Below are 25318 nucleotides of genomic sequence, written 5' to 3' on the forward strand. Positions count from 1 at the left end.
CCTTCGTACAGGCTCGCGACCTCTTCTTCATAGCCATTGAACATCAGTGTCGGTTGACGGCGGGCAAATAGGCCACCACCGACCACACGTTCAGAGGCCTGCGACCACCGCGGGTGGTCCACTTCGGGGTTCACATTACTATAGAAGCCGTATTCACGCCCATTGGATTTGTTCCAGCTGGTCGGCGGCTCTTCTTCGGTCACCGTGATGCGCACGATGCTCTTGATGGATTTGAAGCCGTACTTCCATGGCACGACCAGACGCATGGGCGCGCCGTTCTGGTTCGGGATGTCACGGCCATAGATGCCCGTCGCCATCATGGTCAGCGGATGCATCGCCTCGTCCATGCGCAACCCTTCGACATAGGGCCAGTCGAGAACCGGAAAACGGACACCGGGCATCTCGTCCGGGCGCAGCGCGGTCTCGAACGCCACATATTTGCCTTCGGGCTGCACACCGGCCAACGTCAACAGGTCTGCCAGTTCAAAGCCGTTCCACGGGATCACCATGGACCAGGCTTCGACACAGCGGAACCGATAGATCCGCTCCTCGATCGTCATGGCCTCCATGATCTGTTCCATGGAGTAGTCGCCGGGATTGTCGACCATGCCGTCAATCTTCACGGTCCAAGGCGACGTGGTCAGCGTATGGGCATTGCGCGCCGGATCGTCCTTGCGCGTGCCGAATTCATAAAAGTTGTTGTACTGCGTGATATCTTCCCAGCTGTTGGGCTCCAGCTCGGCCTCTTGCGCGCGCGCCGCACCCGCCGCACCGATCAGCCCAAGGCCCAATGCCCCGCCCATCAGCTGCCGCCGGTTCATATAGGCGGCATAGGGCGTCGCATCCGCCCGCGTCAGGTCATTCTTCCAGCGATAGGCCATTTACACGCACTCCGATCATTCCGTTTGCACTGGGACATAATCTGGGGGCGTTGTCTGGCAAAATGATATCTCCTCACGCGCTTGTCACCGATCTGTAACCTGATGTGAGACGCAATACAGCGCGCAACTCAGCGTCGCACGACCGACGTGTATATAGAGAGCGCACGCGCGCGCCTCAGGTCGACGGCGGGGGCGCGAAACTCGGGGTGATTTTGTTCAGGGGCCGGGACCGCCCGTCTTCCTGCACGATCCGAACATGGCGGCGGCGCATCATCCGCGGCTCTGCCACACCCACGGAATGGGCAATGGTTTCGACCTCGTGGATGATCTCCTTGGCGTAACGGGTCACCTTCTTTTCCTTGTCGACCACCACAAGACCCTGCTGGAACCTTGGATCATGTGTGGTGATGCCCGTGGGACAGGTGTTCTTGTTGCACTTGAGCGCCTGAATACATCCCAGGCTGAACATGAACCCACGCGCAGTCGTGATGAAATCCGCACCCGCCGCAATGGCCCAGGCGACGTCACCGGGATTGACCAGCTTGCCACTGGCCACGACACGCACGCGGTCCTTCAACCCGGCCTGATCGCGCAGGTCCACGACGGCAATCAGCGCCTCGCGGATGGACATGCCCACCAGGTCAATCAACGGCATGGGCGCCGCCCCGGTGCCACCCTCGCCTCCGTCGACCGTGATAAAGTCGGGGGCACATTCGGGTCCGCGTCGGTTGATGGTCGCGAACAGCTCCTCAATGGGCTCTTCCGCACCGACCACCGTTTTGATGCCGACCGGTTTTCCCGTGACCTCACGCACGCGGTGGATCAGGTCCAGCAGATCGTCCCAGTCATCCACTTCGGCGTGGCGATTGGGCGAAATGCCCGCCTGCCCCACCTTCAGCCCGCGAATATCCGCAATCTCCTTGGTCACCTTCTCTCCCGGAAGGATGCCGCCCTTGCCGGGCTTTGCACCTTGCGCCAGCTTGATCTCGAACATGCGCACCTGTTTATGCGCCGCCACCTCGCGCAACTTGTCGTCGCTCAGGTTGCCATCCGCATCGCGCACGCCGAACTTGGCCGTTCCGATCTGAAACACGATGTCACAACCGCCTTCGAGGTGCATCGGGCTCAACCCGCCTTCGCCGGTGTTCATCCAGATCCCCGCCTCCTTCGCGCCACGGCTCAGCGCGCGGACCGCCGGTTTCGAAATCGCGCCATAACTCATGCCCGAAATGTTGAAAAACGACCGCGCCGTATAAGGCGTGCGCGCGTGCGGGCCGATCACCATCGGGGCCGTCCGCGCGTATTGATCCTCCAACGGCGGAAAGGCCGCGTTGATAAAGATCGGCGTGCCGGGCACCGAAAGGTTGCGCGTCGATCCGAATGCCACGGTCAGGCTGTGCCCCTCACCCGCCCGCTTGACCCATTCCCGCTGCGCCCGGTTGAACGGCAACTCTTCCCGGTCCATCGCAAAGAAATACTGCCGGAAGAATTCGCCCAGCTGGCTGAACAGATGCCGGAACCGCCCGATCACCGGATAGTTGCGTCGAATTGCATCGCCGGTTTGGGTCCGGTCGATGACGAACATCACGACCAACGCCGCCATGACCACGCCAATCACCAGCACGAACGCAAAGACAAAGCCTTCGAGCACCGACATCGCGAATCCCATCACACCCTCCTCGGACCTGTTGCGGCGACCCTTGCAAAACCCACCGACCGAACACAACAGGTCAGCGGGTTTTTGCCAGCGCTGACAAATCCGTGAGTGGACGCCGAAATCAGCCTTGGCTTAGGGCGCTCAGTACGAGGATCAATGCCGATGTGGAAAAATTTCCCACTGATCCAAACCGTGATCTCCTGCGTTTCTTTCACGATGCCACACTGGCGCATCGCTTTGAAAATGGGAGACACCTACATGATCCGCACAACTCTTCTGGCCACCGCCGCAACCTTTGCCATCGCCACCGCAGCCTTTGCCGGCGCGAAAAAGGACATCGTGGACACGGCCGTGAACGCAGGTTCGTTCGAAACCCTCGTCGCCGCCGTTCAGGCCGCTGGCCTTGTCGACACGCTCAAAGGCGACGGCCCCTTCACCGTGTTCGCCCCCACGGATGCAGCATTCGCCGCTCTGCCCGAAGGCACGGTTGAAAACCTGCTCAAGCCCGAGAACAAGGACATGCTGACCGCGATCCTGACGTACCACGTGGTGCCGGGCAAAGTGATGTCCACGGACCTGCAGGACGACATGGAAGCCGCAACCGTGCAGGGTGAAGCTGTCACCATCGACCTCGACAACGGCGTGATGGTCGAAAACGCAACCGTCACATCCGCCGACATCGAAACGTCGAACGGCGTGATCCACGTGATCGACACCGTGATCCTGCCCGACGCGGCAAGCTGATCCACCGCGTTTCGCAACGCCAAGGGGGCACCACGCGGTGCCCCCTTTTTTGTTTTGAATGCACAGGCCCTGTGCCATCGGACGCCAAATGTCGGACGCTGTTCAGCCAGTGGGCAAGAGTTGGAACGCCATACGGCGGAGGTCACCCCCCGCCGTCAAGACTGTCAGCACGGACACGCCGCAGATGTCAGTGCACGACCGCATCATCCGGGCGGGGCCGGTTGGACGCGCTCACGCGGTCCCCGATCAGCAGACCGTCCGCGCCCGCCGACACTTCGATCACCTCGCCGTCGGCGATGTCCCCGGCCAGCAGCATCTCGGCCAGCGGGTTCTGCAGCGCGGACTGGATCACGCGTTTCAGCGGACGCGCACCGAACACCGGGTCATAGCCTTCGTCTGCCAGCCACTTCCGCGCGCCATCATCCAGCTCCAGCGAGATCTTCCGCGCCGCCAAACGCCGCAACAGCCGCGCCATCTGGATGTCGACGATCCCGTCCATATCTGCACGTGCCAACCGATCGAAAATGATGGTCTCGTCCAGACGGTTCAGGAATTCGGGCCGGAAATGTGCCCGCACGGCATCCATGACGTCCCGACGTGCTCCGGCGGCATCCGCGCCCTCGGGCAGTTGGGACAGCGCCTGCGCCCCGAGGTTCGAGGTCAGGATGATCAACGTCTGCTTGAAATCCACAGTCCGCCCCTGCCCATCGGTCAGCACCCCATCGTCCAGCACCTGCAAGAGCACGTTGAACACATCGGGATGCGCCTTTTCGACCTCATCGAACAGGACAACCTGATACGGTCTGCGCCGCACCGCTTCGGTCAGCACCCCGCCTTCGTCATAGCCCACGTAGCCCGGAGGCGCACCGATCAGACGGGCCACCGCATGCTTTTCCATGAACTCCGACATGTCGATTCGCACCATCGCGCTGTCATCATCAAAGAGGAACTCTGCCACGGCCTTTGTCAGCTCGGTCTTGCCGACGCCGGTCGGCCCAAGGAACAGGAACGAGCCCAGCGGGCGGTTTTCGTCGTTCAGCCCGGCCCGCGCCCGGCGCACCGCATTGGCAACGGCACGCACCGCAGCGTCCTGCCCGATCACTCGACCATGCAGCTGATCTTCCATGCGCAACAGCTTTTCACGCTCACCTTCCAGCATCTTCGACGTCGGGATGCCGGTCCAGCGTTCGACAACCGCGGCGATCTGTTCGGGACGCACGGCCTCTTCGACCATGACGTCGTTTTCGGCCGCCTCGGCTTCGGCCAGCTGCTTTTCCAGACCGGGGATCACGCCATAGGACAGCTCACCCGCTTTTGCGAGGTTGCCCTCGCGCTTGGCGATGTCCAACGCGGCGCGCGCCTGATCAAGCTGTTCCTTGATGTCGCGCGCCTGGCTCAGCTTGTCCCGCTCCGCCTGCCAGCGGGCCGTCAGCTCGGCGGACTGTTCCTGCACATCGGCCAGATCCTTTTCCAACGTCTCCAGACGGTCCTTGGACGCCTGATCATCCTCAAGCTTCAGCGCCTCAACCTCGATCTGCATCTGCAGGATCGAGCGGTCGAGCGCGTCCAGCTCTTCGGGCTTGCTGTCGACTTCCATACGAAGGCGGCTGGCTGCCTCGTCCACAAGGTCAATCGCCTTATCCGGCAGGAACCGGTCCGTGATATAGCGGTGCGACAACGTCGCCGCCGTGACCAGCGCGCTGTCGGAAATGCGCACACCGTGGTGCAGCTCGTACTTTTCTTTGATGCCGCGCAGGATGCTCACGGTGTCTTCCACCGTTGGCTCCGCAATCATCACCGGTTGGAACCGTCGGGCCAGTGCCGCGTCCTTCTCTACATACTTGCGGTATTCATCGAGGGTCGTCGCCCCGACGCAGTGCAGCTCACCCCGCGCAAGCGCCGGTTTGATCAGGTTGGCGGCGTCCATCGCGCCGTCCGCCTTGCCCGCACCCACCAGCGTGTGCATCTCGTCAATGAACAGGATCACTTCGCCCGCGGCCTCCGTGACCTCGGTCAGCACAGCCTTCAGCCGTTCTTCGAATTCACCACGGTATTTCGCGCCCGCAATCAACGCACCCATGTCGAGCGCCAGCAATCGCTTGTTGCGTAGGGATTCCGGCACGTCGCCATTCACGATGCGCAGGGCGAGGCCCTCGGCAATCGCCGTCTTGCCAACGCCCGGCTCACCGATCAGGACCGGGTTGTTCTTGGTCCGGCGGCTCAGCACCTGCATCGCGCGGCGGATTTCCTCGTCCCGCCCGATGATGGGGTCGATCTTGCCCGCTTCGGCGCGCTCCGTCAGATCCATGGCGTATTTCTTCAGCGCATCATACCCGTCTTCGGCGCTGGCACTGTCGGCAGTGCGCCCCTTGCGGATGTCATTGATGGCCGTGTTGAGCGCCTGCGGGCTGACCTTGCCTGCCTCCAGCGCGTCGCGCGCGCCGGATTTGACCATGCCAAGCGCCATGAGGATACGCTCGACGGGAACAAAGCTGTCACCCGCTTTCTGCGCAAGCGTCTCCGCCTCGGCCAGCACCTTGCCGGTTGCTTGATCGAGGTAAATCTGTCCGGCGTCGCCCGTGACCTTGGGCTGTTTCGCCAACGTCTGGTCCAGGTGGCTCACCACGCGGTCGAGCGTACCGCCCGCGCGCGCAATCAAATTCGCCGCCAGCCCCTGATCATCGTCCAGCAATGCCTTGAGCAAGTGTTCGGGTACGAGCCTCTGGTGGCTCTCTCGTGTCGCGATTGTCTGTGCGGCCTGCACGAATCCGCGCGACCGCTCCGTGAACTTCGACAAGTCCATGGCTCTCTCCTTTTTCAGCGCCCGTTCACGCCGCGCCCTCTCGGAGGCACGCAGGGTTTTGGGCCTACAGAAGAAAGATGGGAATTCTGTTTCGCGGAACAAGCCTCTGGAATTCAACGAAAGGCCAATCTCCACCCTCTGCACGCTGTAACACACCCTCACGCAAGGCAGTCTTCGTCAGGTTTTTCATCAATGAATCAAGTGATTATGGCGGATTTCTGCCGATTCCGCAGCCGGAGGCGTAGGGTGCCACTTCTGGAAAATTCCGAACATTTTCAGATATTTATCGAATTTTTGCCATACGCACCCGGATAGCTGCACGCATCCGTGATTCGGTGTGACGGGAATTCCCCCTTCTTTTGCGGGAACTTATCCCCATCTTGTTCGTTACAAGAGCAGACACACAAAATCTAGGTGATCAAAATGCAAACTGTACCGCTTCAACTGAGTGACGTGATCTACAACGCCGCAACACAGTCTTTCGAAGCACGTGTTACGGTTCATGACCCCCGCGGCGCGCGCAGCTATGCCTGCGCAATCGACGCACCCATCACAATGGAATTCCCCGAGGCCGCCGACGGACTGGCGAAGCAGGCGATGCGCCGTCACACACATGGCCGCGCCGATGCAACGCACATGCCGTCTGCCACGCCCACACGGCGCAGCGGTCGCAACACAAGCTGGCGTCGTCTGGTCCTTGACCGGTTCGGCGCACGTCCGGCCCGCGCGGCCTGACACCCACGAGTTTCGGATCCTGAAGCGCTTGCACCATTCTGTCCCCGTGCAAGTTTCCAGGGACCGATACCAGAGACAGGTGCCTGCCTGCTAAGTCTCTGACCACTGACCCGGGTGCTGAAAATGCATCCGGGTTTTTTTCTGCCCGATGGACGTCGGTGTACCTGTGGCGTAAGACCGCGCGAAACGCGGGGGATGCGACATGGCAGATGACAGATTGATCGTGGCAATGGACGTGCCGAACGTTCTGGACGGGCTGGCCTTGGCCGAGACGCTGGGCGACAGCGTCAGCTTCTACAAGATCGGGTTGGGCATGTTGACCGGCGGTGGCCTTGCCCTGGCCAATGAGTTGAAGGCGGAACACGGCAAACGCATCTTCCTCGACATGAAGCTCTTTGATATCGGCGCCACGGTCGAGGCGGCGGTGCGGGGTATTGCGCAGTTCGATCTCGATTTTCTGACTGTGCATGGCGATCCGCACGTCGTGCGCGCCGCCAAGGAAGGGGCCGCAGGAACCGATTTGAAGATCCTTGCCGTCACGATCCTCACGTCGCTTGATCGCGACGACCTGGATGCCAGCCTGATCAAACAGGGCGCGATCGCCGATCTGGTGCCCGAACGGGCCGCCGCTGCGTTTGGCGCAGGCGCAGATGGTGTCATCGCATCCCCCAACGAAGCCGCGGCCATCAGGGCCTTGCCCGAAGCGAACGGTCGCCTGATCGTGACCCCCGGCGTCCGCCCGGCCGGGGCCGACCTCGGTGATCAAAAGCGCGTGGCGACACCTGCGCGAGCCATCGAAAACGGCGCGGACCACATTGTCGTTGGCCGCCCGATCTGGAAATCCGATGCCCCCCGCGCCGCGGCCGAGCAAATCCTGACGGAACTGGCGCATCTGTAGAGCTGTGCGGCAAATCGTTGAAAGCAAAGAAAAACAAGCAGTTGTCCACACCCCCTGTGGATCAACAGGTTGTGGCGGACACGCAACAGACCACAGGATATTGGCAGGTCAGGGAATCCTGACTGTAAAAACACCCGTCGAAGTGGTAGTTGACGTTAGGTGATACTCCCCGACGAACCGGCTCTTCCTGAGGTTCGTCACCTCCCCCCGCCCTCCCGCGGGGGGGCCTTTCCATCTCAGAATGTCGACCCTGCGGCCCCGGCCAAATAATCGCGCAGCCGTGGCTTGAACTGGGGCACGACCGTCTCGTGCGCCAGAAATTCAGCAACCTCCATCAGGCACCACCCCTGCCCCTCATCGCCCAGCACGATGCGGTCGGCGATTTCCGGGGGCACGTGCGCCGCAAAGAACCACGAAATGTCACCGCTGCTGGTGCCATAGTCACGCCCCCACGTGATGACATCCGGCCGCAGCCGCAGCGACAGCTCTTCTTCGGTTTCGCGCAGGGCGCAGTGCAGCGGTGTTTCACCCGGTTCGATCCCGCCGCCGGGCAAATCCCAATAGTTCGCCCACAGCAGGCCCGGCGTGTCATCACGCTGCAATGTGGCGAGCTTTTCACCCACGAAAAGGGCGAGCTTTGCCCCGATCACCTGTCCGCCCATGTTCATCCTCGCCGTGCTGCGCTACTATGAAGTGCCTAGCCATTTCACCTGCCCATGCCCAGCCTTTGCCGCGATTGCCTCACTGAATTTGACGCCGGACGTCGGTGTCCGTCCTGTGCCAGTCCTCGGATCGTACAGCATGATGAGCTGTTCGACCTGTCGATCGCGCATATGGATTGCGACGCGTTCTATGCATCCGTGGAAAAGCGGGACGACCCGAGCCTTGAAGGTAAGCCCGTGATCATCGGCGGCGGACGGCGGGGCGTTGTGTCAACGGCCTGTTATGTGGCGCGCATTCGCGGCGTCCGGTCGGCCATGCCGATGTTCCAGGCGCTGAAACTGTGCCCGGACGCCGTGATCATCAAACCGCGCATGGATGCCTATGCCGAAGTGAGCCGCGCGATCCGCGGCATGATGGAAGAGATGACGCCCGCAATCGAACCGCTGTCGCTGGACGAGGCGTTCCTGGACCTGACGGGCACCGCCCGCCTGCATGGACGTCCGCCCGCAGTGATGTTGGCGCGGTTGGTGAAACGGATGCGGGACGAATTGGGGATCACGGGATCCATCGGCCTGAGCCATAACAAGTTCCTCGCCAAGGTCGCATCCGACCTGGAAAAACCGCACGGGTTCTCGGTGATTGGCGCGGCGGAAACGGGTGCGTTCCTGCGCGACAAACCGGTGCGCCTGATCTGGGGCATCGGCCCGGCGGCGCAGGCGTCGCTCGACAAGGCGGGCATTCGTACCTTTGCCGATCTGCTTCGGTGGGATCAAACCGATCTGGTCGCACGGTTTGGATCAATGGGGGATCGGCTTTGGCATCTGGCACGCGGTCAGGATCGCAGGGCGGTGACGCGCAACGCACCCATGAAATCCATCAGCAACGAGACCACATTTGGCGAGGATACGGCGAACGCCGACATTCTTGACGGGCATCTGTGGCGCATGGCCGAAAAGGTCGCCGACCGCGCCAAGGCCAAGGGGCAGGCCGGGCGCGTCGTGACGTTGAAACTCAAGCGGCACAACCACACGACGCTGACCCGGCGCGTCTCACTGCATGAACCGGCACAGCTTGCCGATGTGATTTACCGGACTGCGCGGGCCCTTTTTGATCAGGTGCAGGATGACGGGCCGTTTCGTTTGCTTGGGTGCGGGATCAGCGATCTGTCTGTTGCCGATGATGGGGCGATTTCGGGGGACTTGCTCGACCCTGGCGCGCGCAAACGTGGTGAAGCGGAGCGGGCAACGGACGCCATTCGCGCCCGGTTCGGGTCTGACGCGATCATGAAAGGCCGAGCGCTTCGGTAGTGCCTTGTTTTGCCGTATCGTGGTTTTGGGACGTTCCGACACTGGGGCGCTGCCCCAGACCCCGTGGTATTTTCAGCCAGAAGAAACAGGGGCTTTCGCACGTGAGACATGTCAGCCGGTGAGGGGCTGGCGGACGATTTGATGGAAGTATCCGGTGTCGTCTTCGCCAAGAAGCGTGAGGGCATCGATCCTGTAGGGGCGCAATGACAGTTTTGCCAGATGCGATTCGAGCGCCTTTGACGCGGGATGCTCCGCCCGGTGATCAAGGGGGCCCGTCAAAGTCAGATGAAAGCGGAATGCATCCATCACATACGGGTAGCCCCATTTTTCGAGCAGTGCATCCTGTGCCAGAGTGAGACGCGCGGCGCGGCGTTTGGCCAGCTCTTGCGGTGTGGCGGGCGCGCGGAATGCGTCTAGGTCAGCAACGGCCCGTGCGGCGAGGTCTTGGAGCGCCGCCGCGTTCCCTTCCGGCACAAGTGCAAGGAAACGACCGATACGTGCAAGCCGCAGCCCATCGAGAGTGACAGGCGCTGCGGTGGCACAGAGTTGGGCCAACGCGTCCTGAAGCCCGGTCAGGGATTGCCCATCCGCGAGGCGAAAGGGCGGCTTGATGGTCCCGTGAAACCCGTATTTGCGCGGCCGGTTTGTGAGTGCTGCAACATCCAGCCCGGCGATCTCGGGCTGTGGAACAGCGGCACCGACAGCAGAGTCCCATCCGAGCCATGCCGCGCCAAATCGGGCAAGATCACTGTCCGGTGCGGGAACGCAGTAGATGGCGTAGCGTTTGTACATTGGCACTTGTCTCATGTTGAGATGACTGGTGCATGACACAAAGTGCAATCCTCGCCAATGCGCGGAATATTCAGGACGAGGCAGCGGTGTTGGGCTACCTGAGGTTGTCGGGTTGCGGGTATGTGGCGCGGTGCTGCAACGCCCTAAGGGGCCGTCGATTAGTGGGCACGGGCATCGCAACGGTCTTCGATACGAAGCACGCTGGATCGGCTCGGGAAGGCAATGCGCGTTTTCCGGGATCAGCACAGGCTGTAAAGCATTGATAACCCCGCGGACGCAAGGGTGTCTGAAAACCGGTCATCATTTGCATCTGCGCAATGAAATCTGTTCTGCGACGTCAATCGACGAGATGGCGAAGTTTTCGGACCAGCACCGCGTGCGGATCGTATGCCTGATGAATCGTACACCGGGTCACCGACACTCTGTCGACAACACCAGAATGACAGCCTCATGTAACAAGAAAGGTCCATGACGGAAGCAAAGTGCCGGGCGCACTTGGACACCCTTTTGCAGTTCCGGGCCGCAAATGATGGCGCGCATGAGCGCGTGGCAGTGTAACCATCACCGGCAATTCGGTGCGGTGTGTCAGGCTGCTCGACCGGGATGAGATGGCCCATAGCAGGCGCGCCGATCTCCTGTACTTTTCCGTTCAAGGCGGGCAAGATGAACACGGGGACCGTCTGGTGCCAGCGATGGCAGGTGCGTGACCGCCCCAGTCGTGACGCGGCACCCTGTCATCACCGTCTGCGAGCAGATGTGCGTGCGCATGACCAAAAGGGAAAAGCGGTGTGGGTCATGTCAGCGGCCACGGCAGATCAACTTAGCTTTAAACCAAGCCAGGTGGAAAACATGGTTCTGCATCGCTGCAATGCCGCGGGTGAACACGAACAGAATGAGGGTGGGCACCTAGGACAAATCCGAGCAACACCGTCAGAGCCAAAAAGACCGGCAAACCATTGCTCGCTTCGCCCCAAAGGCCGTGGCTGTTGGCCTCGGCGCTTGTCACCGCGCGGTCCGCAAAAAGCGGATGTATGTCCCACCGCAGCTTGATGCACAGCACCAGAACCAAAGTGCCCGCAACGACGGGTGATGAGGTATGTTCAACCCGAGTCACATACCTTGGCGGAACTGTGTCCGTGCAACTCATACGGCCGGGTTGGCGCGATTATCCGGTGGTTTTGAATGGGAAAAGCCAACTTGGAATTCAAGGAGGACCAAACAAACCGGCGCATGATGATGCCCAACAGACCGATACCCAAAAGAGCAGTCGCTCCGACCAAGATGGCCGTGGAACCGGCGCCGGAAATGCTGACCAAAAGCGTCTGGACGAGGCCGCCTTCCTGCGTGTTGTTCGACCTTTGCGGCCCGATCACAGCGCGCACTTGCCTTTGCTGAATTTCGATTTGCCCGGCATGGTTGGCACCGCTGTGGCATCAGCAATCCTGACGCAGCAGCGCGGTAATTTCGGGGATCCGAGAGATGCCCAAATCCACGATGACCAGCTTCAGGCGTGCGAAAGGCTGACGTTGGGCCGGGTCGCCGGGATGAACAGCGTCACAAACACAGCCCGCGCAGTCGCTTGACTGGCCGAAGATCCGGGAATGTCCATCAGAACGGTGCCAAATGAACCCGACATCGGCACCGTGGCGACCATCTCGATCATCAAGTCAAGGCCAAGCATCGGATAGCCGAACATGGGACTGCAAGATCAAACCGGCCGCGTACCAAGGGCGTCCAGCACGGTTTTTGCTTTGGAACGCGGCTGCGCAGATCAAAATATGCCCCGTTGCACGCACCGGCGGGCAAGAACTTCATCTTCTGCGCCAGAAACCCGGCATGGGTCGGTTCCCGCGCCTGTCGACCACAGAGGCCATGACCCACCGGCACAGCGACGCAGTGATCATTGATCCAATTGGGGCAGGCTTTGCGATTTTGCTGTGCCTGCCCCGTGCGCATGATGGAGGCGGGTCCATCATGCGCGATGGGCAGCTTTGACTGTGCGTCCTGGGGGTCGTCGGTCACGAGACCGCGTCAAAGCCACCTGGGGTCGGTTCAGGGAATGAGAACCTTGTCGATGACGTGGATGACGCCGTTCGATGCGAGGATGTCCGCTTGGATCACGTTGGATTGCTCAACGCGCACGCCGTTGCGGCCATCGATGTGAACGTTGGCACCGTTCACGGTGGGCACGCTTAGGCGCTGACCGGCAAGGTCCGCAGCCAATGTCTGCCCCGGAAGCACGTGATAGGTCAGAATGGCAACCAGCTGGTCCTTGTTTTCAGGCTTCAGCAGGTTTTCGACAGTGCCGGCCGGCAATGCTGCAAACGCATCATCGGTTGGCGCAAAGACTGTGAACGGACCGGGGCTCTTGAGCGTGTCCACCAGATCTGCAGCCTGGACCGCCGCGACCAGCGTGTTGAACGAACCCGCTGCAACCGCGGTATCGACGATGTCAGGCGTTCCACCCACCTCGGCACAAGCGCCCAGTGCCACGAGGGCGGCACCAGCAACGGACATTTTCACAAACGAACGGCGTTTCATCTTGGTCTTCTCCTTCTTTGGGTCGGCCGGGCGGCGCCCATGATCGAAATATCTGTGGGATTATTTCCCACAAGTGACGAACTGTCGCAATCCCGTGAGAAATCAAGCTTTGGTGTGGAAAAAATTTCCACGTCCTGTAGGTTTGGCTGATGAAAGCAAACAACGACACAACCGGATCCGGCGCATTTCTGCGTGTTCTCAGGGGGTTGCTGCGCCCTCTGGTCCGCACGATGATCGCCCGCGGCCTGACCGCGCCCGTGGTCTACAGTTTGCTCAAGCGCATTTATGTCGAAGTGGCCGAGACGCATTTTGCGCTCGACGACAAATCCCTGACCGACAGCCGCATCGCGATGCTGACCGGCGTACACCGCAAGGATATCCGCACGATCCGCGGCGAAACCGACGGGGGCGCGACCGAAGCACGGCGCAAGAGCACGCTGCTGGCCACGGTGGTGGGTCAATGGATGACGCATCCCGACTTTGTCGACGCGAGTGGCGCGCCACGCGCCCTGCCCCGGTCAGACGCAGGCTTTGATGCGCTTGTCCGCAGCGTCAGCAAGGACGTGCGGCCACGCACCGTTCTGGACGAACTGACCCGGGCCGGTCTGGTGAGCGAGGGCGCGGACGGCACCCTGAGCCTCAAGGCCGAAGCCGTCGTGGGCACGGGCAGCACTGCGGACCGAGAGGCGTTTTTTGCCGCGAATGTCGGCGACCATCTGGCGGCAGCGGCTGAAAACCTGCTGGCCGATCAGCCGCCATTTTTCGAACGGGCCGTATTTTACAATCAGATGTCCCCGGACGCGGTTGATGCTGTCGAAGACATCGCACGCCGCGAGGCCCAAGCGCTGCTCGAAGCGCTCAGTCAGAAATCCAGCGACCTGCGCCGCGATGAAGCCGATGCAAATGGCCCGCGCCAGCGCTACCGAATGGGTGTGTATTTCTACCGCGAGGACGCAGAAGCCCCGCAAGACGACAAAGGGTCGGATCAGCCGTGACCACATTTAGCCGCCGCCACGCCCTTGGCCTGATGGGCGCTGCCACCGTTTCTGCCTGCGCGCCCGTCGTGCAGACCGGCGCCCTGAGCGAAGATCCCTTCGAAGGCGGCATTGGCGGCACGGGCATTGTCGGCACCATGATCGGCGCGGGCAGCGTTTTGATCAACGGGCTGCGGGTGGAAATCCCCGACGCAGTCCGGATCGTCGAAAACGGCGGCATCGGCGGCACCGGAGCGCTCATGCCGGGACGCGCCATGACCATCGTCGCGCGCACACGACGCGACCGTATGGAAGCCCTGCGCATCGACGTCGAAGACCCGCTGATCGGCACGTTGCGCCGAACCAGCAGCGGGTTGCGGCTTAACGGCACCCCAGTGACAATTGAGCCCGGCGCCGTCGGTGGCACCCTTGTCGGGCGGCGCGTCGCGGCCAGCGGCGTGTGGCAGCGCGATGGCAGCCTGCGCGCCAGCCTTGTGCAGCCGAGTGGTCTGGCAGACAGCGTCTCCGGGACGGTCGCGGGCGATCCCGCCACCGGTTGGCGCATTGGCCAAACCCTGATCCAGCCCCCGGCGGGCAGCAGCCTGATCGCGGGGCAATACGCGTCGGCGTCCGGCACCTTCAATGGCACATCCTTGATCGCACGCACCCTGCGTCAGGGACGCTTCCGCCCCGGCACGAGCCTGCGGCAACTGTCGGTCGAAGGGTATCTTGAGCGGATCGACACGGCACCCGGTTTCCGCATCGCGGGGCTCGGCCACAGCTTTGCGCGCCGCCTCGACCTTGCGCCGCTGGCCGGATCGCGCGCCGTGTTCTTTGGCCCGTATGACGGCCTCTTTGCAGCGCGCCGCGCCGTGTTCCTGCCCGAAGGTGTTGGAAAAAGGCGTTCGGTTTTGCGCCCATCCGACGGCAGCGCATTCGCGCCTGCCCTGACCGGACCGCAGGCACGCCGGATCGGCACGCTCTAGGATCAGGGCAACGGGCAGCACACCGCTTGCGTGCGCTTTAACCCGTGCACACTCGCTTTAGGTGTAGAATACTGTCCATACACAGCCCGATTCCCACAGGAGTTTAGCCATGAGCCTGAAATTGAAGTTGAATGGCGTTGATCGTGATATCGACGCAGAACCGGGGACGCCGCTTTTGTGGGTGATCCGCGATGAACTGAAAATGACCGGCACCAAATTCGGATGTGGTGTTGCATCCTGCGGGGCGTGCACGGTCCATGTGGACGGCTTCCCCACCCGGTCCTGTCAAACCTACATCGAAGATGTCGAGGGCGCAGAGATAACGACGATCGAGGCGATCGGCGATACGCGTGAAGGAGCGGCCATCCAACAGGCCTGGGAAGAGCTGGACGTCGTGCAATGCGGCTACTGCCAATCCGGCCAGATCATGTCCGCCGTGGGCCTGCTGACCGAAAACCCGAAACCGTCGGTCGAGGACATTCACGATTTCATGGATGGCAACGCCTGCCGCTGCGCCACCTATCAACGCATCCGCGCCGGTATTCAACGCGCGTCCGAAATCCTGGAGGGCTAACGATGACACTCAACACATCCCGTCGCGGTTTCCTCAAGGGAGCGGCCGCTGCCAGCGCCGTTCTGGTTGTCGGCCTTTCACCCAAGGGCGCGCTCGCCGCCGGTGGCGAGGCCGCACAGATCAATCCGTTCGTGAAAATCGGCGCTGATGGGCGCGTGATCGCGATCATCAAGCATTTCGAAAAAGGTCAGGGGCCTGCCACCGGGCTGTCCACGCTCATTGCCGAGGAAATTGGCGTGACGATGGATCAGATCGACTATGAATTCGCGCCATCGAACCCGGAAATCTACAACAACCTCGCCTTTGGTCCGTTTCAGGGCACGGGCGGCTCCACGGCCATGGCCAATTCGTTCATGCAGTACCGCACGGCGGGGGCCGCCGCGCGCGCAATGATCCTGGACGCCGCAGCAGAGGCAACAGGCGCAAACGCCGCCGATCTCGACATTGTGGACGGGATGGTTGTCGGGGCTGGTGATCCTGCCCCGCTTGGTGACTTTGTCGCCGCTGCCGCGACACGCGACGCACCTGCCGAACCAACACTGAAAACTCCGGAGCAGTGGCGCTTGATCGGCAATCCGGACATCCGCCGTCTCGACAGCAGGATCAAGGGCAACGGCACGGCGATGTACGCTATGGATCTGCATCTGCCGAACGAGATGGTCGTGATGCTGGCCCGGCCTGAGCAAACTGGCGGCCTCGTCGCCAGCTTTGACGACACCGACGCGCAAACAGTCAAGGGGTTCATCCGCGCAGCCACTTTGCCGGGCAACGGGGCCGTCGCCGTCTATGCCGAAAACACATGGGCCGCGATGCAGGCGCGCGAAGCGTTGAGCGTTGAATGGGACCTCAGCACTGCCGAAAGCCGCGACAGCAGCCAGATCAAGGACGAGATCATGGCCGCCCTCGACGCACCTGCGCAGTACAATGTGCTCAAGACCGAACCGGGCCCGATGGATCAGGCCGCGCAAGTGGTGGAACAGACGTTCTATTTCCCGCTGCTTGCCCATGCCGCGATGGAGCCGTTGAACTGCACCATCGAGGCGAACGAAGATGGTGGGATCACGCTGCATGATGGCGCGCAGATGCCAACCGGCCCGCACATGGCCCTGTCCCAGATCTTTGAGCTGCCCATGGACAAGGTGCGCATCAACACGATGCTTGCCGGTGGGTCCTTTGGCCGCCGCGCAACGCCGTCGGCGGATTACCAGGTTGAGGCGGGTCTGGCCTTTGTCATCACCGACCGCACGCGCCCGGTCAAGCTGGTCTGGAGCCGCGAAGATGACATGCGCGGCGGGTATTACCGCCCCGCGTTTGGTCACAAGGTGCGCGTCGGTTTGTCCGACGCAGGCGACATCATCGCCTGGGACCACCGCATCGCCGGACAATCGATCATGAAGGGCACCCCGTTCGAGGCGTTTGCCGTGCATGACGGTGTGGACCATTCGTCCGTCGAAGGCACCTCCGACACGCCCTATACCATCCCCGGTTTCCACGTCGGCCTGACCGATACGGAAAAGGCGACAAGCACCTTGTGGTGGCGGTCGGTTGGTCACACGCACACCGCCTATGCCATGGAAGTCATGATGGACATGGCCGCCAAGGCGGCAGGCCGCGACCCCGTCGAGTTCCGGCTTGCCCATCTGGGCGACAGCGCGGACGCACAGCGCAAGGCCGCCGTTCTGAAACTGGCCGCTGAAAAAGGCAACTGGGGCAACGCGCCAGCGGGTCGGACCCAAGGAATTGCCGTGCACAAGTCATTCGGCAGTTTCGTCGCCGAAGTGGTGGAAATCTCGGGCAACGCGGAAGATGGCGTGCAGATCGAAAAGGTCACATGTGCCGTCGATTGCGGCATTCCTGTGAACCCGGATGTGATCAAGGCACAGATCGAAGGCGGGGTCGGCTACGGCATCGGGCACGTCATGCGGGACGAAATCACGCTGACCGGCGGCGTCGTGGACCAGTATAACTTCCCCGACTACGAACCGTTGCGGATGCGCGATATCGGCGCAATTGAAACGCACATCATTCCGTCGGCAGAGCCGCCGACCGGGATCGGTGAACCCGGAACGCCGCCATCCGCACCCGCGCTTGCAAATGCCATTGCGCGCACCGGGCGGGTTGTGAGCGTTCTGCCCATGATCAATGACGGTGTATCCTTTGCCTGACGCCTTGGTGCCACCGGTCTGAACGCCGGTGGCACACCGCTTGCACGCGACATCGCAATTGCGCTTAATGCCCGAGGCAATATCGGGGGCAAGCGCGTGCCGGCGACACTCAGAGACACATGGCGCGGACCGGGCACTTCATCTGACGCAGCGCACACTATGGCCGATGGCGGCACTGTCGCATATCCACTGGCGCAATCCGCCACGGCTTTCACCGGCGTACGCACTCTCGCTAGGCTTTGTCGCGAAGCATCCCCGCCTAGGAAACCAAACGCACTCGTATGTTTTTGCATACTTTCGACACATATGGCGCCACAGTCGCCATCTCAAAGGAGGCGCAGGCCAAGAGGCAGATCAGCTGCACGAAGAAACGCGAGGCGCTTTCTTGCCTCGCCAAGCGCACAGATGGTCGCGATATCCACACGCCGCAACTGCTGCGACGCAAAACGCATGGAAAGCGTTGAACCCGCCACTGTTACGGATCTGGTCAAAAGCACGCGAGACAAAACACTCCCGGAAACAAACGGTCCCGTACAGACGATCCAGTGCAAGAGGTGCCAAACCGAGCCCCTGACCGCACTTGCGGGAGTGTCATGTGACAACGATGCGTTTGCCACCCTTTGTGAGTTGGGAACCGTACAGGCTGCCGCGCCGCAGACAGCGTTCGGATTGGCAACCACAGGATCGAAAGATGCGCGTCCCGCCGGGTCCATCGTACATCGAGACTTTTCAGAGGATACCCACCGCCTCACCTTTCCACGCGAGGGGTCAGAGGATGGATGAGCGGTCCTTGATCTTTCCCGCCGCAGAGTACCAAACGCGCACCGACCGCTTGCAATCCCAAATGGGGCTGGACGGGTTGGACGCTCTTTTGCTGACCACGCCCCAAGACGTCCTTTACGTTACCGGCTTTCTCACGCGGTTCTGGGAAAGCCCTGCGCGCCCCTGGTTCATCATCCTGCCCGCCACCGGCGCCCCGATTGCTGTCATCCCCGGAATTGGCGCGCCCTTGATGGGCCGCACATGGATCACCGATATCCGCACATGGGACGCACCCGACCCGCAAGACGATGGTGTCAGCCTGCTGTGCGATACGCTCCTCGGCCTCGGCGCGAAACGCATAGGCATACCAATGGGGCTCGAGACACATCTGAGGATGCCGCTGGGGGACTATCACCGCATCGCGGCGGCTATCGCGCCAGCTGAATTTGTGGATGGGACCAACACCATCCAGCGCGTGCGCGAGATCAAGAGCGCGGCGGAGGTTGCCAGGATCCGCGAGACTTGCGCCATCGCTGGGCGCGCCTTTGACCGTGTGCCGGAGATTGCGCGCGCAGGCACCCCACTGGATCATGTGTTCCGCGATTTTCAGACGTTGTTGCTGCAGGAGGGGGCAGATTGGGTGAGTTATGTGGCGGGTGCCGCCGGACCGGACGGATACCACGACGTGATTTCGCCCGCAGCGCCCACCCCGCTCCAGCAAGGCGATGTGCTGATGCTCGACACCGGGGCCGTGCGGGACGGTTATTTCTGCGACTATGACCGCAACTTCTTTATCGGCGCAGCATCAGACCCGCTGCGCCGCACACAAGAGGCGCTGTGGCACGCGACCGAGGCCGCGCTGGATCAACTGCGACCGGGTATGCGGGCAGCGGACGTACATCGCATCCTGTCGGAGAGCCTCACGGCGCAGGGCGCAACACCCGCTGCCGGGCGGCTGGGGCATGGTTTGGGAATTGCGCTCACGGAATGGCCGTCCTTTACACCGCTCGATCAGACGGAGTTGCGGGCCGGTATGGTTCTGACTCTGGAACCCGGCGCGCATGTGACCCCGGGCACGGTGCTCGTGCACGAGGAGAACATCGTTTTGCGTGCGGATGGGCCAGACCTGTTGTCACCCCGTGCACCCATGGCAGGGGTACAGATCGGATGACCACGGCCCGTTACACGCTCATCGAACCCAAGACGCCCGCCCTTGGCCTGATTGTCCTGCGCGTCGATGAGACCATCGAACAGGATTTCAGGGCGTGGATTCCGCCCGACGTTGCGCGCCTGCACATCGCGCGTGTTCCGTCGGGCGATGACCTCAACCCCGACAGCATCGGCGCGATGGAGGCGCAGTTGAGCACGGCGGCGGGTCTGCTGCCCCAAGCGGCTGCGTTCGATGTCGTGGGCTACGCCTGTACGTCGGCCACAGCACAGCTTGGCGCGGATGCCGTGCGCACGCAGGTGACCGCCGGAGTGCCAAGCCGCCATGTGACCGACCCCCTGACCGCCGCCATCGCACGCATGCAGGGTCTTGGCCTGCGCCGGATCGGGGTGATCTCGCCCTATACCGATGCGGTGGCCGCGCCGCTGCGCACCGCGTTCGAGGCAAGCGGCATCGCGGTCGCGGACGTGATGTCCTTTGACGAAAGCACCGAGGCGCGCGTGGCCCGGATCGACCCGGCCTCCACCGCCGACGCGGCCCGGTCCCTCGCCGCGCGCACCGCTGTGGACGGCATTTTCCTGTCCTGCACCAACCTGCAAACGCGCGACATTCTTGGCCCGCTGTCCCAGACACTGAACCTGCCCGTGCTCAGCTCCAATCAGGTGTTGGCCTGGCACATGGGACGCTGCGCGGGGATCGACATCCGCCCCTAGACAGCCTTGGCATTTGTGCCGGCCGGGGCCACGCACTAGGCTCGGGCAAAACGTGAAGGCCGCACCATGAACATCCTCTTCATCATGTACGATCAACTGCGCTTTGATTATCTATCCTGCGCGGGGCACCCGCATCTGGACACGCCGAATTTCGATCGTGTGGCCGCCATGGGCGTCCGGTTCACAAATGCCTACTGCCAGTCGCCCATTTGCGGGGCGAGCCGGATGAGCTTTTACACCGGGCGCTATGCCGCGTCACACGGGGCACAGTGGAACGGCTTTCCGCTGCGGGTTGGGGAACATACGCTCGGCGACCACTTGCGGCGTGCGGGCATGGATGCGTGGCTGATCGGCAAGACACATATGAAAGCCGATGCCGAAGGGATGGAACGGCTCGGTCTCGACCCGGACAGTGTGATTGGCGCGCGCCAGTCGGAATGCGGGTTCGACGTCTGGGTGCGCGACGATGGACTGTGGGCCCAGGGGCCCGACGGATATTACGACGCGCAAAGATCGCCCTATAACGCCTATCTCAATGCCAGGGGATATGACGGCGAAAACCCCTGGGCCGATTTTGCCAATGCAGGGGTCACAGACGGACAGATCGCCTCGGGCTGGCTGTTCGACAACGCCGACAAGCCCGCCAACATCCGCGAAGAGGACAGCGAAACGCCCTGGCTCACCTCCGAAGCGCTGCGGTTCATGGCACAGGCCAAAGGCCCGTGGTGCGCGCATGTCAGCTATATCAAACCGCATTGGCCGTACATTGTACCTGCGCCGTACCACGACATGTACGGCCCGGAAACGGTGCCCCCCGCCAACCGTGCGCGCACCGAACGGGACAACGCCCATCCCGTTTACGCCGCGTTCATGGAACGGCCCGTTGCCAATGCGTTCCATGATGATGCCGTGCGGGCCAAGGTGATCCCCGCCTATATGGGCCTGATCAAACAGTGCGACGATCAACTCGGGCGCATTCTCGACGCACTCGAAACTGCGGGGCAGATGGACGACACGATGATCGTGCTGACATCGGATCACGGCGACTATCTGGGTGACCATTGGATGGGGGAAAAGGACATGTTCCACGATCCTTCGGTCAAGATCCCCATGATCATCTATGACCCCCGTGCCGCCGCGGACGGGACCCGCGGTAAGGCCTGTGACGCGCTGGTCGAGGCTATTGATCTTGCGCCGACGTTTCTGGCCGCCGCTGGTGGCGCGGACGCAGGCCACATCCTCGAAGGGCGTGACCTCACACCGTGGTTGCATGGAGAGACGCCGGCGGACTGGCGGTCCTTCGTGATCAGCGAGTATGATTATTCCGTCTCACCGATCCGCGAAAAGGTGGGTGTCAGCATTCGGGACGCGCGGTTGTTCATGCTCTTTGACGGGCGGTACAAGCTGGTGCATGCCGAGGGCGGGATGCGTCCGATGCTGTATGATCTGATGACCGATCCGAATGAGCTGATCGACCTCGGGGCGTCTGCTGAACATGCGGACACCATTCTTCGGCTCTATGATGCGCTGCGCGCCTGGGGCCTGCGCAGATCGCAGCGTGTGACGCTGTCGGACGCACAGATCGACGGGATGCGCGGGCGGTCGTTGCGCCGTGGCGTTCTGCCGTTTCTCAAGGACGGATCCGAGGTTGATCCGGAACTCACGCAGAAGTACCGCGGCCCCGCTTCACAGGATCACACGTCACAAGACCCGTAAGTCCGAACCAAACCCGTGTGCGGCTCAGTCTGCGCCAGCCGCACCGGCCACATAAAGCAGCACCGCTTGATGCGCGGCGGACAGGATCGCATCGGATTGTTGCGCCAGGGCGGCCAATTGATCGCGCGGGTCGCCAATTGCAACAACAGGTTCGACCGCATTGAGCGCCGATTTATATTGTACCCACGCTTTGGCCACCGTCTCCAACTGCTCGGCGACGGCATCCGTGGGCGGTGGTGCGATACCGGCATCGGTGTCACCCTGCCGCAAGTCCTGCAGCGATGCATCAAAGAGCTGTATCGTCTCTCGCAACTGCGCCGCGTTCTCTTGCGGACTGAGACCGGCAGAGACAAAACACGCCTCTTTCATCATTTTCTGGCTCAGCATCCGCTGGCGCCCAGCGACGTCAATGGCCCGTGCCAACGCGGGGTCCAGATCGCTGCTGCCATACAATTTCACAAACTCACCCACCGCGGCGTTCGACAACCGCAGGGCAGGCAGATTCTCGGCAAGGATTTGACCAATGACAACCGTGTGCAAGTCCCCCGCAGACAGTTGCAGGACCGCAGGCCCCAGTTCCCGCCACACGACGTCAACTTCGGCCAGTGCTGCACGCACCGTCGCGGATTGTGTCGGCAAGAGGTTCAATTCCGGATCACCGTGCACCAGCCCGTGCAGCGCCCGTTCAAAGTCCCCATGCGCACCTTGGGCCACCAGAATACGGTTTTCGCGGTCAACATTGATCATCACGAGGCAGGCCGCCGCCGTCATCCGCTGTGTCAGCATCCGCTGACGACCGGACAGGTTGATCTTTTGACGTGCCTGCACCGCCTCCTGATCGTCGGCCTGCGCTGCGGGCACAGCAACGGGGCCGCAGGACAAAAGAAACAGAACAAGCAGAAGACGCATGGGCACAACCTCAAGGTTGGCCGACGTGAATCACAAAATGACTAACGCTCCGTGACCAAACGACAATCCTGCGCCAATTTGCGCAAGTGCCGGACGAACAAAACGCGTGCGTTGGCGATCCCTGAAGGACTCGAACCCTCAACCTGCTGATTAGAAGTCAGCTGCTCTATCCAGTTGAGCTAAGGGACCGCTGGCCTTGTCATGCCGCAGCGCAGCCCACAGGGCAAGCATTCAGAGGGTGCGCGTCATAAAAACGCTCAACGGATCCGGGACGTAGTCGCCAAATGGCGGACAATACGTGAACCCGTGCGCCTCATAAAGCGCGCGTGCAGCCGCAAATTCCGGTGCAGACCCTGTTTCAAGGCTGAGACGTGTCAATCCTCGTGCCCGCGCCGCCTCGAACAATGCTGCCAAAACGGCGCGCGCCACCCCCCGGCCCCGCGCCTCGGCGGCCGTGTGCATGGATTTGAGCTCTCCATGGTCGGGCGCGATGACAGCCAGTGCACCAACACCCAGAACAGCATCGCCATCCCGCGCCGCATACAGGGCCACGCCCTTTTCCAGCAACGTGTCCGGAGCCATCACATGGCAGCTTTCCTCCGGAGAGGTTGCGCGCATCAAGTCGAAATGCCGCGTCAGCAACGCGGCGACATCTGCCCGTTCCGGCGTGTCCGGTGCGACGGTCAGTGCGTCCATGCACCGCGCCGGTTGGTGGCAAAGTTATCGCCATAGCCGCCGGGGCGGATGTTGGCCTTGCGCTTGTTCGGCTCCTGCACAACAGCGTCGATGCCATGCTCCTTGGCATAATCAACGGCCGCCGTCTTGGTGTCGAAATGCATCCGCACCTGGCTTTGCGTATCCGAAGACGACGTCCAGCCCATCAATGGGTCCACCGATCGCGCCTCTGCCGGGGCAAATTCCAGCACCCAATGCTTGGTTTTGGCCGTGCCAGAGGACATGGCCGTTTTCGCAGGTTGGTAAATACGTGCACGCATGACGATGGGTTCCCGATATAGCGCCGCCCTTATGCCAATCCTGACGCGCGCTGCCAAGCGGTCTTGATGTCTCAGGTGCGAATACCATCCACGCACTCAGGACAGGTTTGCAATGCACCGGTCACAGTCCATATTGCGTCCCATGCCGGACGCCGCTTCTCACATCGACTGGATCCTGCGCCATGGCCGGATGCGCGGCATGGAAGGGTTGACCCACGGGCTTGCGGAACGGCTGGTGGCGGATGGCATACCCTTGATGCGGTTGCGGTTTGGGATCCGCACCACCCATCCACTGACCGCCGCGGTCAGCGTCATCTGGGAAGCCGATGGTGGCCCGCCGGTGCAACAGGCCGCGCCGCTGGGATATGAGGGGCGGTCCACCTATATTGGCAGCCCGATGGAGATCATCGTCAACACCGGCGCGCCCTATCGCAAGCGGCTGTCCGCGCCCCTCACGGACGCCGATCACCGCGTGCTGCACGAATTGAAAAGCCAGGGCGCCACAGACTATTACGGCATGCCGGTCCCGTTCCTGAATGGCAATGGCGGGATGTTCATCGGCGTGAGCGATGCCCCGGACGGCTTTGCACAGGACGATATTGACGCACTCGACCGGATCAGCGCCGCCATGACCGCCATCGCCGAGGCTTACAGCAATCGCCACCTCGCCGAAGCCATCGCGACCAGCTACCTCGGGCCGCGCACGGGTCAGCGTGTGCTGGAGGGTCAAATCACCCGCGGCGACATCGAAACGATCGAGGCGGCGATCCTGTTCAGCGACATCCGCGGCTGGACCGCCCTGAACACAGATCATCCCGCGACAGAAGCACTCAAAGTGGCCAACCGGTATTTCGAAGTGATCTCGGACGCGGTCGACAACAATGACGGCGAAATCCTGAAATTCATGGGGGACGGCGTGCTTGCCCTCTTCCCAAGCGACGGAACACAGGACGGGCGGGTCATGGCCTGCCGACAGGCCATCGCCGCCGCCCATGCCGCCCACGGCATCGCGTCACTTGCGGAACTGCCTGTGCCGTTTGGCATCGGTATCCACTATGGCGCAGTGCTGTACGGCAATGTCGGTGCGCGCGAACGGCTCGACTTCACCGTGCTGGGCCACGCGGTCAACACGGCAGCACGGGTAGAAGCATGTTGCGCGCGGCTGGATGCACCGGTCCTGGTCTCGGACGTGGTGGCCAGATACGCGGGCACACCCACACGTCATGTCAGCACCGAGCAGCTCAAGGGGTTGCGCGATCCGATGGCGCTGCATGCTCCTGCCATTTCCTGACAGCATTGCCCTTGCGCGGAGGGGACACTGCGCCACATTAGGCG

The 25318-nt window shown here is 62.1% G+C and carries 23 protein-coding genes and 1 tRNA gene (1 of these 24 only partly in view); 13 read left to right on the plus strand and 11 right to left on the minus strand.

Features of this window, described 5'->3' with window-relative positions:
- Positions 1-881: the 5' portion of a protein-methionine-sulfoxide reductase catalytic subunit MsrP gene (gene msrP / locus ACERHN_RS07395; RefSeq protein WP_415921994.1), read on the minus strand. It extends 25 nt beyond the left edge of the window; only the first 881 of its 906 coding nucleotides appear in the window; the start codon lies at positions 879-881; its stop codon lies beyond the left edge, outside the window.
- 175 nt (positions 882-1056) lie between these two features.
- Positions 1057-2550, minus strand: a complete 1494-nt coding sequence (locus ACERHN_RS07400) for an FMN-binding glutamate synthase family protein (RefSeq protein WP_415921995.1) — start codon at positions 2548-2550, stop codon at positions 1057-1059.
- 246 nt (positions 2551-2796) lie between these two features.
- Here ACERHN_RS07400 and ACERHN_RS07405 point away from each other — a divergent pair, with 246 nt between their 5' ends.
- A complete protein-coding gene (locus ACERHN_RS07405) occupies positions 2797-3282 on the plus strand; it encodes a fasciclin domain-containing protein (protein WP_415921996.1) in 486 nt (161 codons plus the stop codon).
- Between the two features lie 187 nt (positions 3283-3469).
- Here the strand turns inward: ACERHN_RS07405 and clpB are convergent, their stop codons facing one another.
- Positions 3470-6085, minus strand: coding sequence for an ATP-dependent chaperone ClpB (gene clpB / locus ACERHN_RS07410; protein ID WP_415921997.1), 2616 nt, complete (start codon positions 6083-6085; stop codon positions 3470-3472).
- Between the two features lie 423 nt (positions 6086-6508).
- Between clpB and ACERHN_RS07415 the strand changes: the two genes are divergently transcribed.
- Both ACERHN_RS07415 and pyrF read left to right on the plus strand, forming a co-directional pair.
- The gene (locus tag ACERHN_RS07415) at positions 6509-6820 is read left to right on the plus strand and encodes an orotidine 5-phosphate decarboxylase (protein WP_415921998.1); all 312 of its coding nucleotides are present in this window, start codon (positions 6509-6511) and stop codon (positions 6818-6820) included.
- 202 nt (positions 6821-7022) lie between these two features.
- Positions 7023-7718 carry an orotidine-5'-phosphate decarboxylase gene (pyrF, locus tag ACERHN_RS07420; RefSeq protein ID WP_415921999.1) on the plus strand — a complete coding sequence of 232 codons (696 nt, stop codon included), beginning with the start codon at positions 7023-7025 and terminating at the stop codon, positions 7716-7718.
- A 236-nt stretch (positions 7719-7954) separates the two neighbouring features.
- Here the strand turns inward: pyrF and ACERHN_RS07425 are convergent, their stop codons facing one another.
- Positions 7955-8380, minus strand: coding sequence for an NUDIX hydrolase (locus ACERHN_RS07425; protein WP_415922000.1), 426 nt, complete (start codon positions 8378-8380; stop codon positions 7955-7957).
- Between the two features lie 54 nt (positions 8381-8434).
- Here ACERHN_RS07425 and ACERHN_RS07430 point away from each other — a divergent pair, with 54 nt between their 5' ends.
- Positions 8435-9688 (plus strand): DNA polymerase IV, encoded by a 1254-nt coding sequence (locus ACERHN_RS07430; RefSeq protein ID WP_415922001.1) that lies wholly within the window; start codon positions 8435-8437, stop codon positions 9686-9688.
- 111 nt (positions 9689-9799) lie between these two features.
- Here the strand turns inward: ACERHN_RS07430 and ACERHN_RS07435 are convergent, their stop codons facing one another.
- Positions 9800-10495, minus strand: coding sequence for a DUF1045 domain-containing protein (locus ACERHN_RS07435; RefSeq protein WP_415922002.1), 696 nt, complete (start codon positions 10493-10495; stop codon positions 9800-9802).
- A 1489-nt stretch (positions 10496-11984) separates the two neighbouring features.
- Positions 11985-12176, minus strand: a complete 192-nt coding sequence (locus ACERHN_RS07440; RefSeq protein WP_415922003.1) for a hypothetical protein — start codon at positions 12174-12176, stop codon at positions 11985-11987.
- A 140-nt stretch (positions 12177-12316) separates the two neighbouring features.
- Here ACERHN_RS07440 and ACERHN_RS07445 point away from each other — a divergent pair, with 140 nt between their 5' ends.
- Entirely contained in the window at positions 12317-12475 is a 159-nt protein-coding gene (locus ACERHN_RS07445; RefSeq protein WP_415922004.1) for a hypothetical protein, read from the plus strand.
- A 57-nt stretch (positions 12476-12532) separates the two neighbouring features.
- Here ACERHN_RS07445 and ACERHN_RS07450 read toward each other — a convergent pair whose 3' ends face one another.
- Complete coding sequence (locus ACERHN_RS07450; RefSeq protein ID WP_415922005.1) at positions 12533-13021, minus strand: fasciclin domain-containing protein; 489 nt, start codon at positions 13019-13021, stop codon at positions 12533-12535.
- A 149-nt stretch (positions 13022-13170) separates the two neighbouring features.
- Here ACERHN_RS07450 and ACERHN_RS07455 point away from each other — a divergent pair, with 149 nt between their 5' ends.
- The 7 genes from ACERHN_RS07455 to ACERHN_RS07485 all read left to right on the plus strand — a co-directional run bounded on the left by ACERHN_RS07455 (position 13171) and on the right by ACERHN_RS07485 (position 22079).
- On the plus strand, positions 13171-14016 hold the full coding sequence (locus ACERHN_RS07455) for a DUF6502 family protein (protein WP_415922006.1): 846 nt from the start codon (positions 13171-13173) through the stop codon (positions 14014-14016).
- Positions 14013-14981, plus strand: coding sequence for a hypothetical protein (locus ACERHN_RS07460; RefSeq protein WP_415922007.1), 969 nt, complete (start codon positions 14013-14015; stop codon positions 14979-14981). The genes ACERHN_RS07455 and ACERHN_RS07460 overlap by 4 nt, the downstream gene beginning before the upstream one ends.
- A gap of 109 nt (positions 14982-15090) precedes the next feature.
- Complete coding sequence (locus ACERHN_RS07465) at positions 15091-15555, plus strand: (2Fe-2S)-binding protein (protein ID WP_415922008.1); 465 nt, start codon at positions 15091-15093, stop codon at positions 15553-15555.
- 2 nt (positions 15556-15557) lie between these two features.
- Complete coding sequence (locus tag ACERHN_RS07470; protein WP_415922009.1) at positions 15558-17720, plus strand: molybdopterin cofactor-binding domain-containing protein; 2163 nt, start codon at positions 15558-15560, stop codon at positions 17718-17720.
- A gap of 775 nt (positions 17721-18495) precedes the next feature.
- The gene (locus ACERHN_RS07475) at positions 18496-19653 is read left to right on the plus strand and encodes a M24 family metallopeptidase (RefSeq protein WP_415922010.1); all 1158 of its coding nucleotides are present in this window, start codon (positions 18496-18498) and stop codon (positions 19651-19653) included.
- Entirely contained in the window at positions 19650-20363 is a 714-nt protein-coding gene (locus ACERHN_RS07480; protein WP_415922011.1) for an Asp/Glu racemase, read from the plus strand. Before ACERHN_RS07475 ends, ACERHN_RS07480 begins: the two co-directional genes overlap by 4 nt.
- Positions 20364-20429: 66 nt before the next feature.
- Positions 20430-22079: a sulfatase-like hydrolase/transferase gene (locus ACERHN_RS07485; protein ID WP_415922012.1), complete on the plus strand. Its 1650-nt coding sequence runs from the start codon at positions 20430-20432 to the stop codon at positions 22077-22079.
- Positions 22080-22103: 24 nt separating this feature from the next.
- Here the strand turns inward: ACERHN_RS07485 and ACERHN_RS07490 are convergent, their stop codons facing one another.
- The 4 genes from ACERHN_RS07490 to ACERHN_RS07505 all read right to left on the minus strand — a co-directional run bounded on the left by ACERHN_RS07490 (position 22104) and on the right by ACERHN_RS07505 (position 23983).
- Positions 22104-22988, minus strand: a complete 885-nt coding sequence (locus ACERHN_RS07490; protein ID WP_415922013.1) for a type IV pili methyl-accepting chemotaxis transducer N-terminal domain-containing protein — start codon at positions 22986-22988, stop codon at positions 22104-22106.
- A 112-nt stretch (positions 22989-23100) separates the two neighbouring features.
- Positions 23101-23177: transfer RNA gene (locus tag ACERHN_RS07495), tRNA-Arg, on the minus strand.
- Positions 23178-23219: 42 nt separating this feature from the next.
- A complete protein-coding gene (locus ACERHN_RS07500; RefSeq protein ID WP_415922014.1) occupies positions 23220-23684 on the minus strand; it encodes a GNAT family N-acetyltransferase in 465 nt (154 codons plus the stop codon).
- Complete coding sequence (locus tag ACERHN_RS07505) at positions 23672-23983, minus strand: ETC complex I subunit (protein WP_415922015.1); 312 nt, start codon at positions 23981-23983, stop codon at positions 23672-23674. The genes ACERHN_RS07500 and ACERHN_RS07505 overlap by 13 nt, the downstream gene beginning before the upstream one ends.
- Before the next feature lie 142 nt (positions 23984-24125).
- Between ACERHN_RS07505 and ACERHN_RS07510 the strand changes: the two genes are divergently transcribed.
- Complete coding sequence (locus ACERHN_RS07510; protein WP_415922016.1) at positions 24126-25274, plus strand: adenylate/guanylate cyclase domain-containing protein; 1149 nt, start codon at positions 24126-24128, stop codon at positions 25272-25274.
- Positions 25275-25318: the final 44 nt, after the last annotated feature.

It is taken from the genome of Tateyamaria rhodophyticola (assembly GCF_047777875.1).
Classification (GTDB): Bacteria; Pseudomonadota; Alphaproteobacteria; order Rhodobacterales; family Rhodobacteraceae; genus Tateyamaria.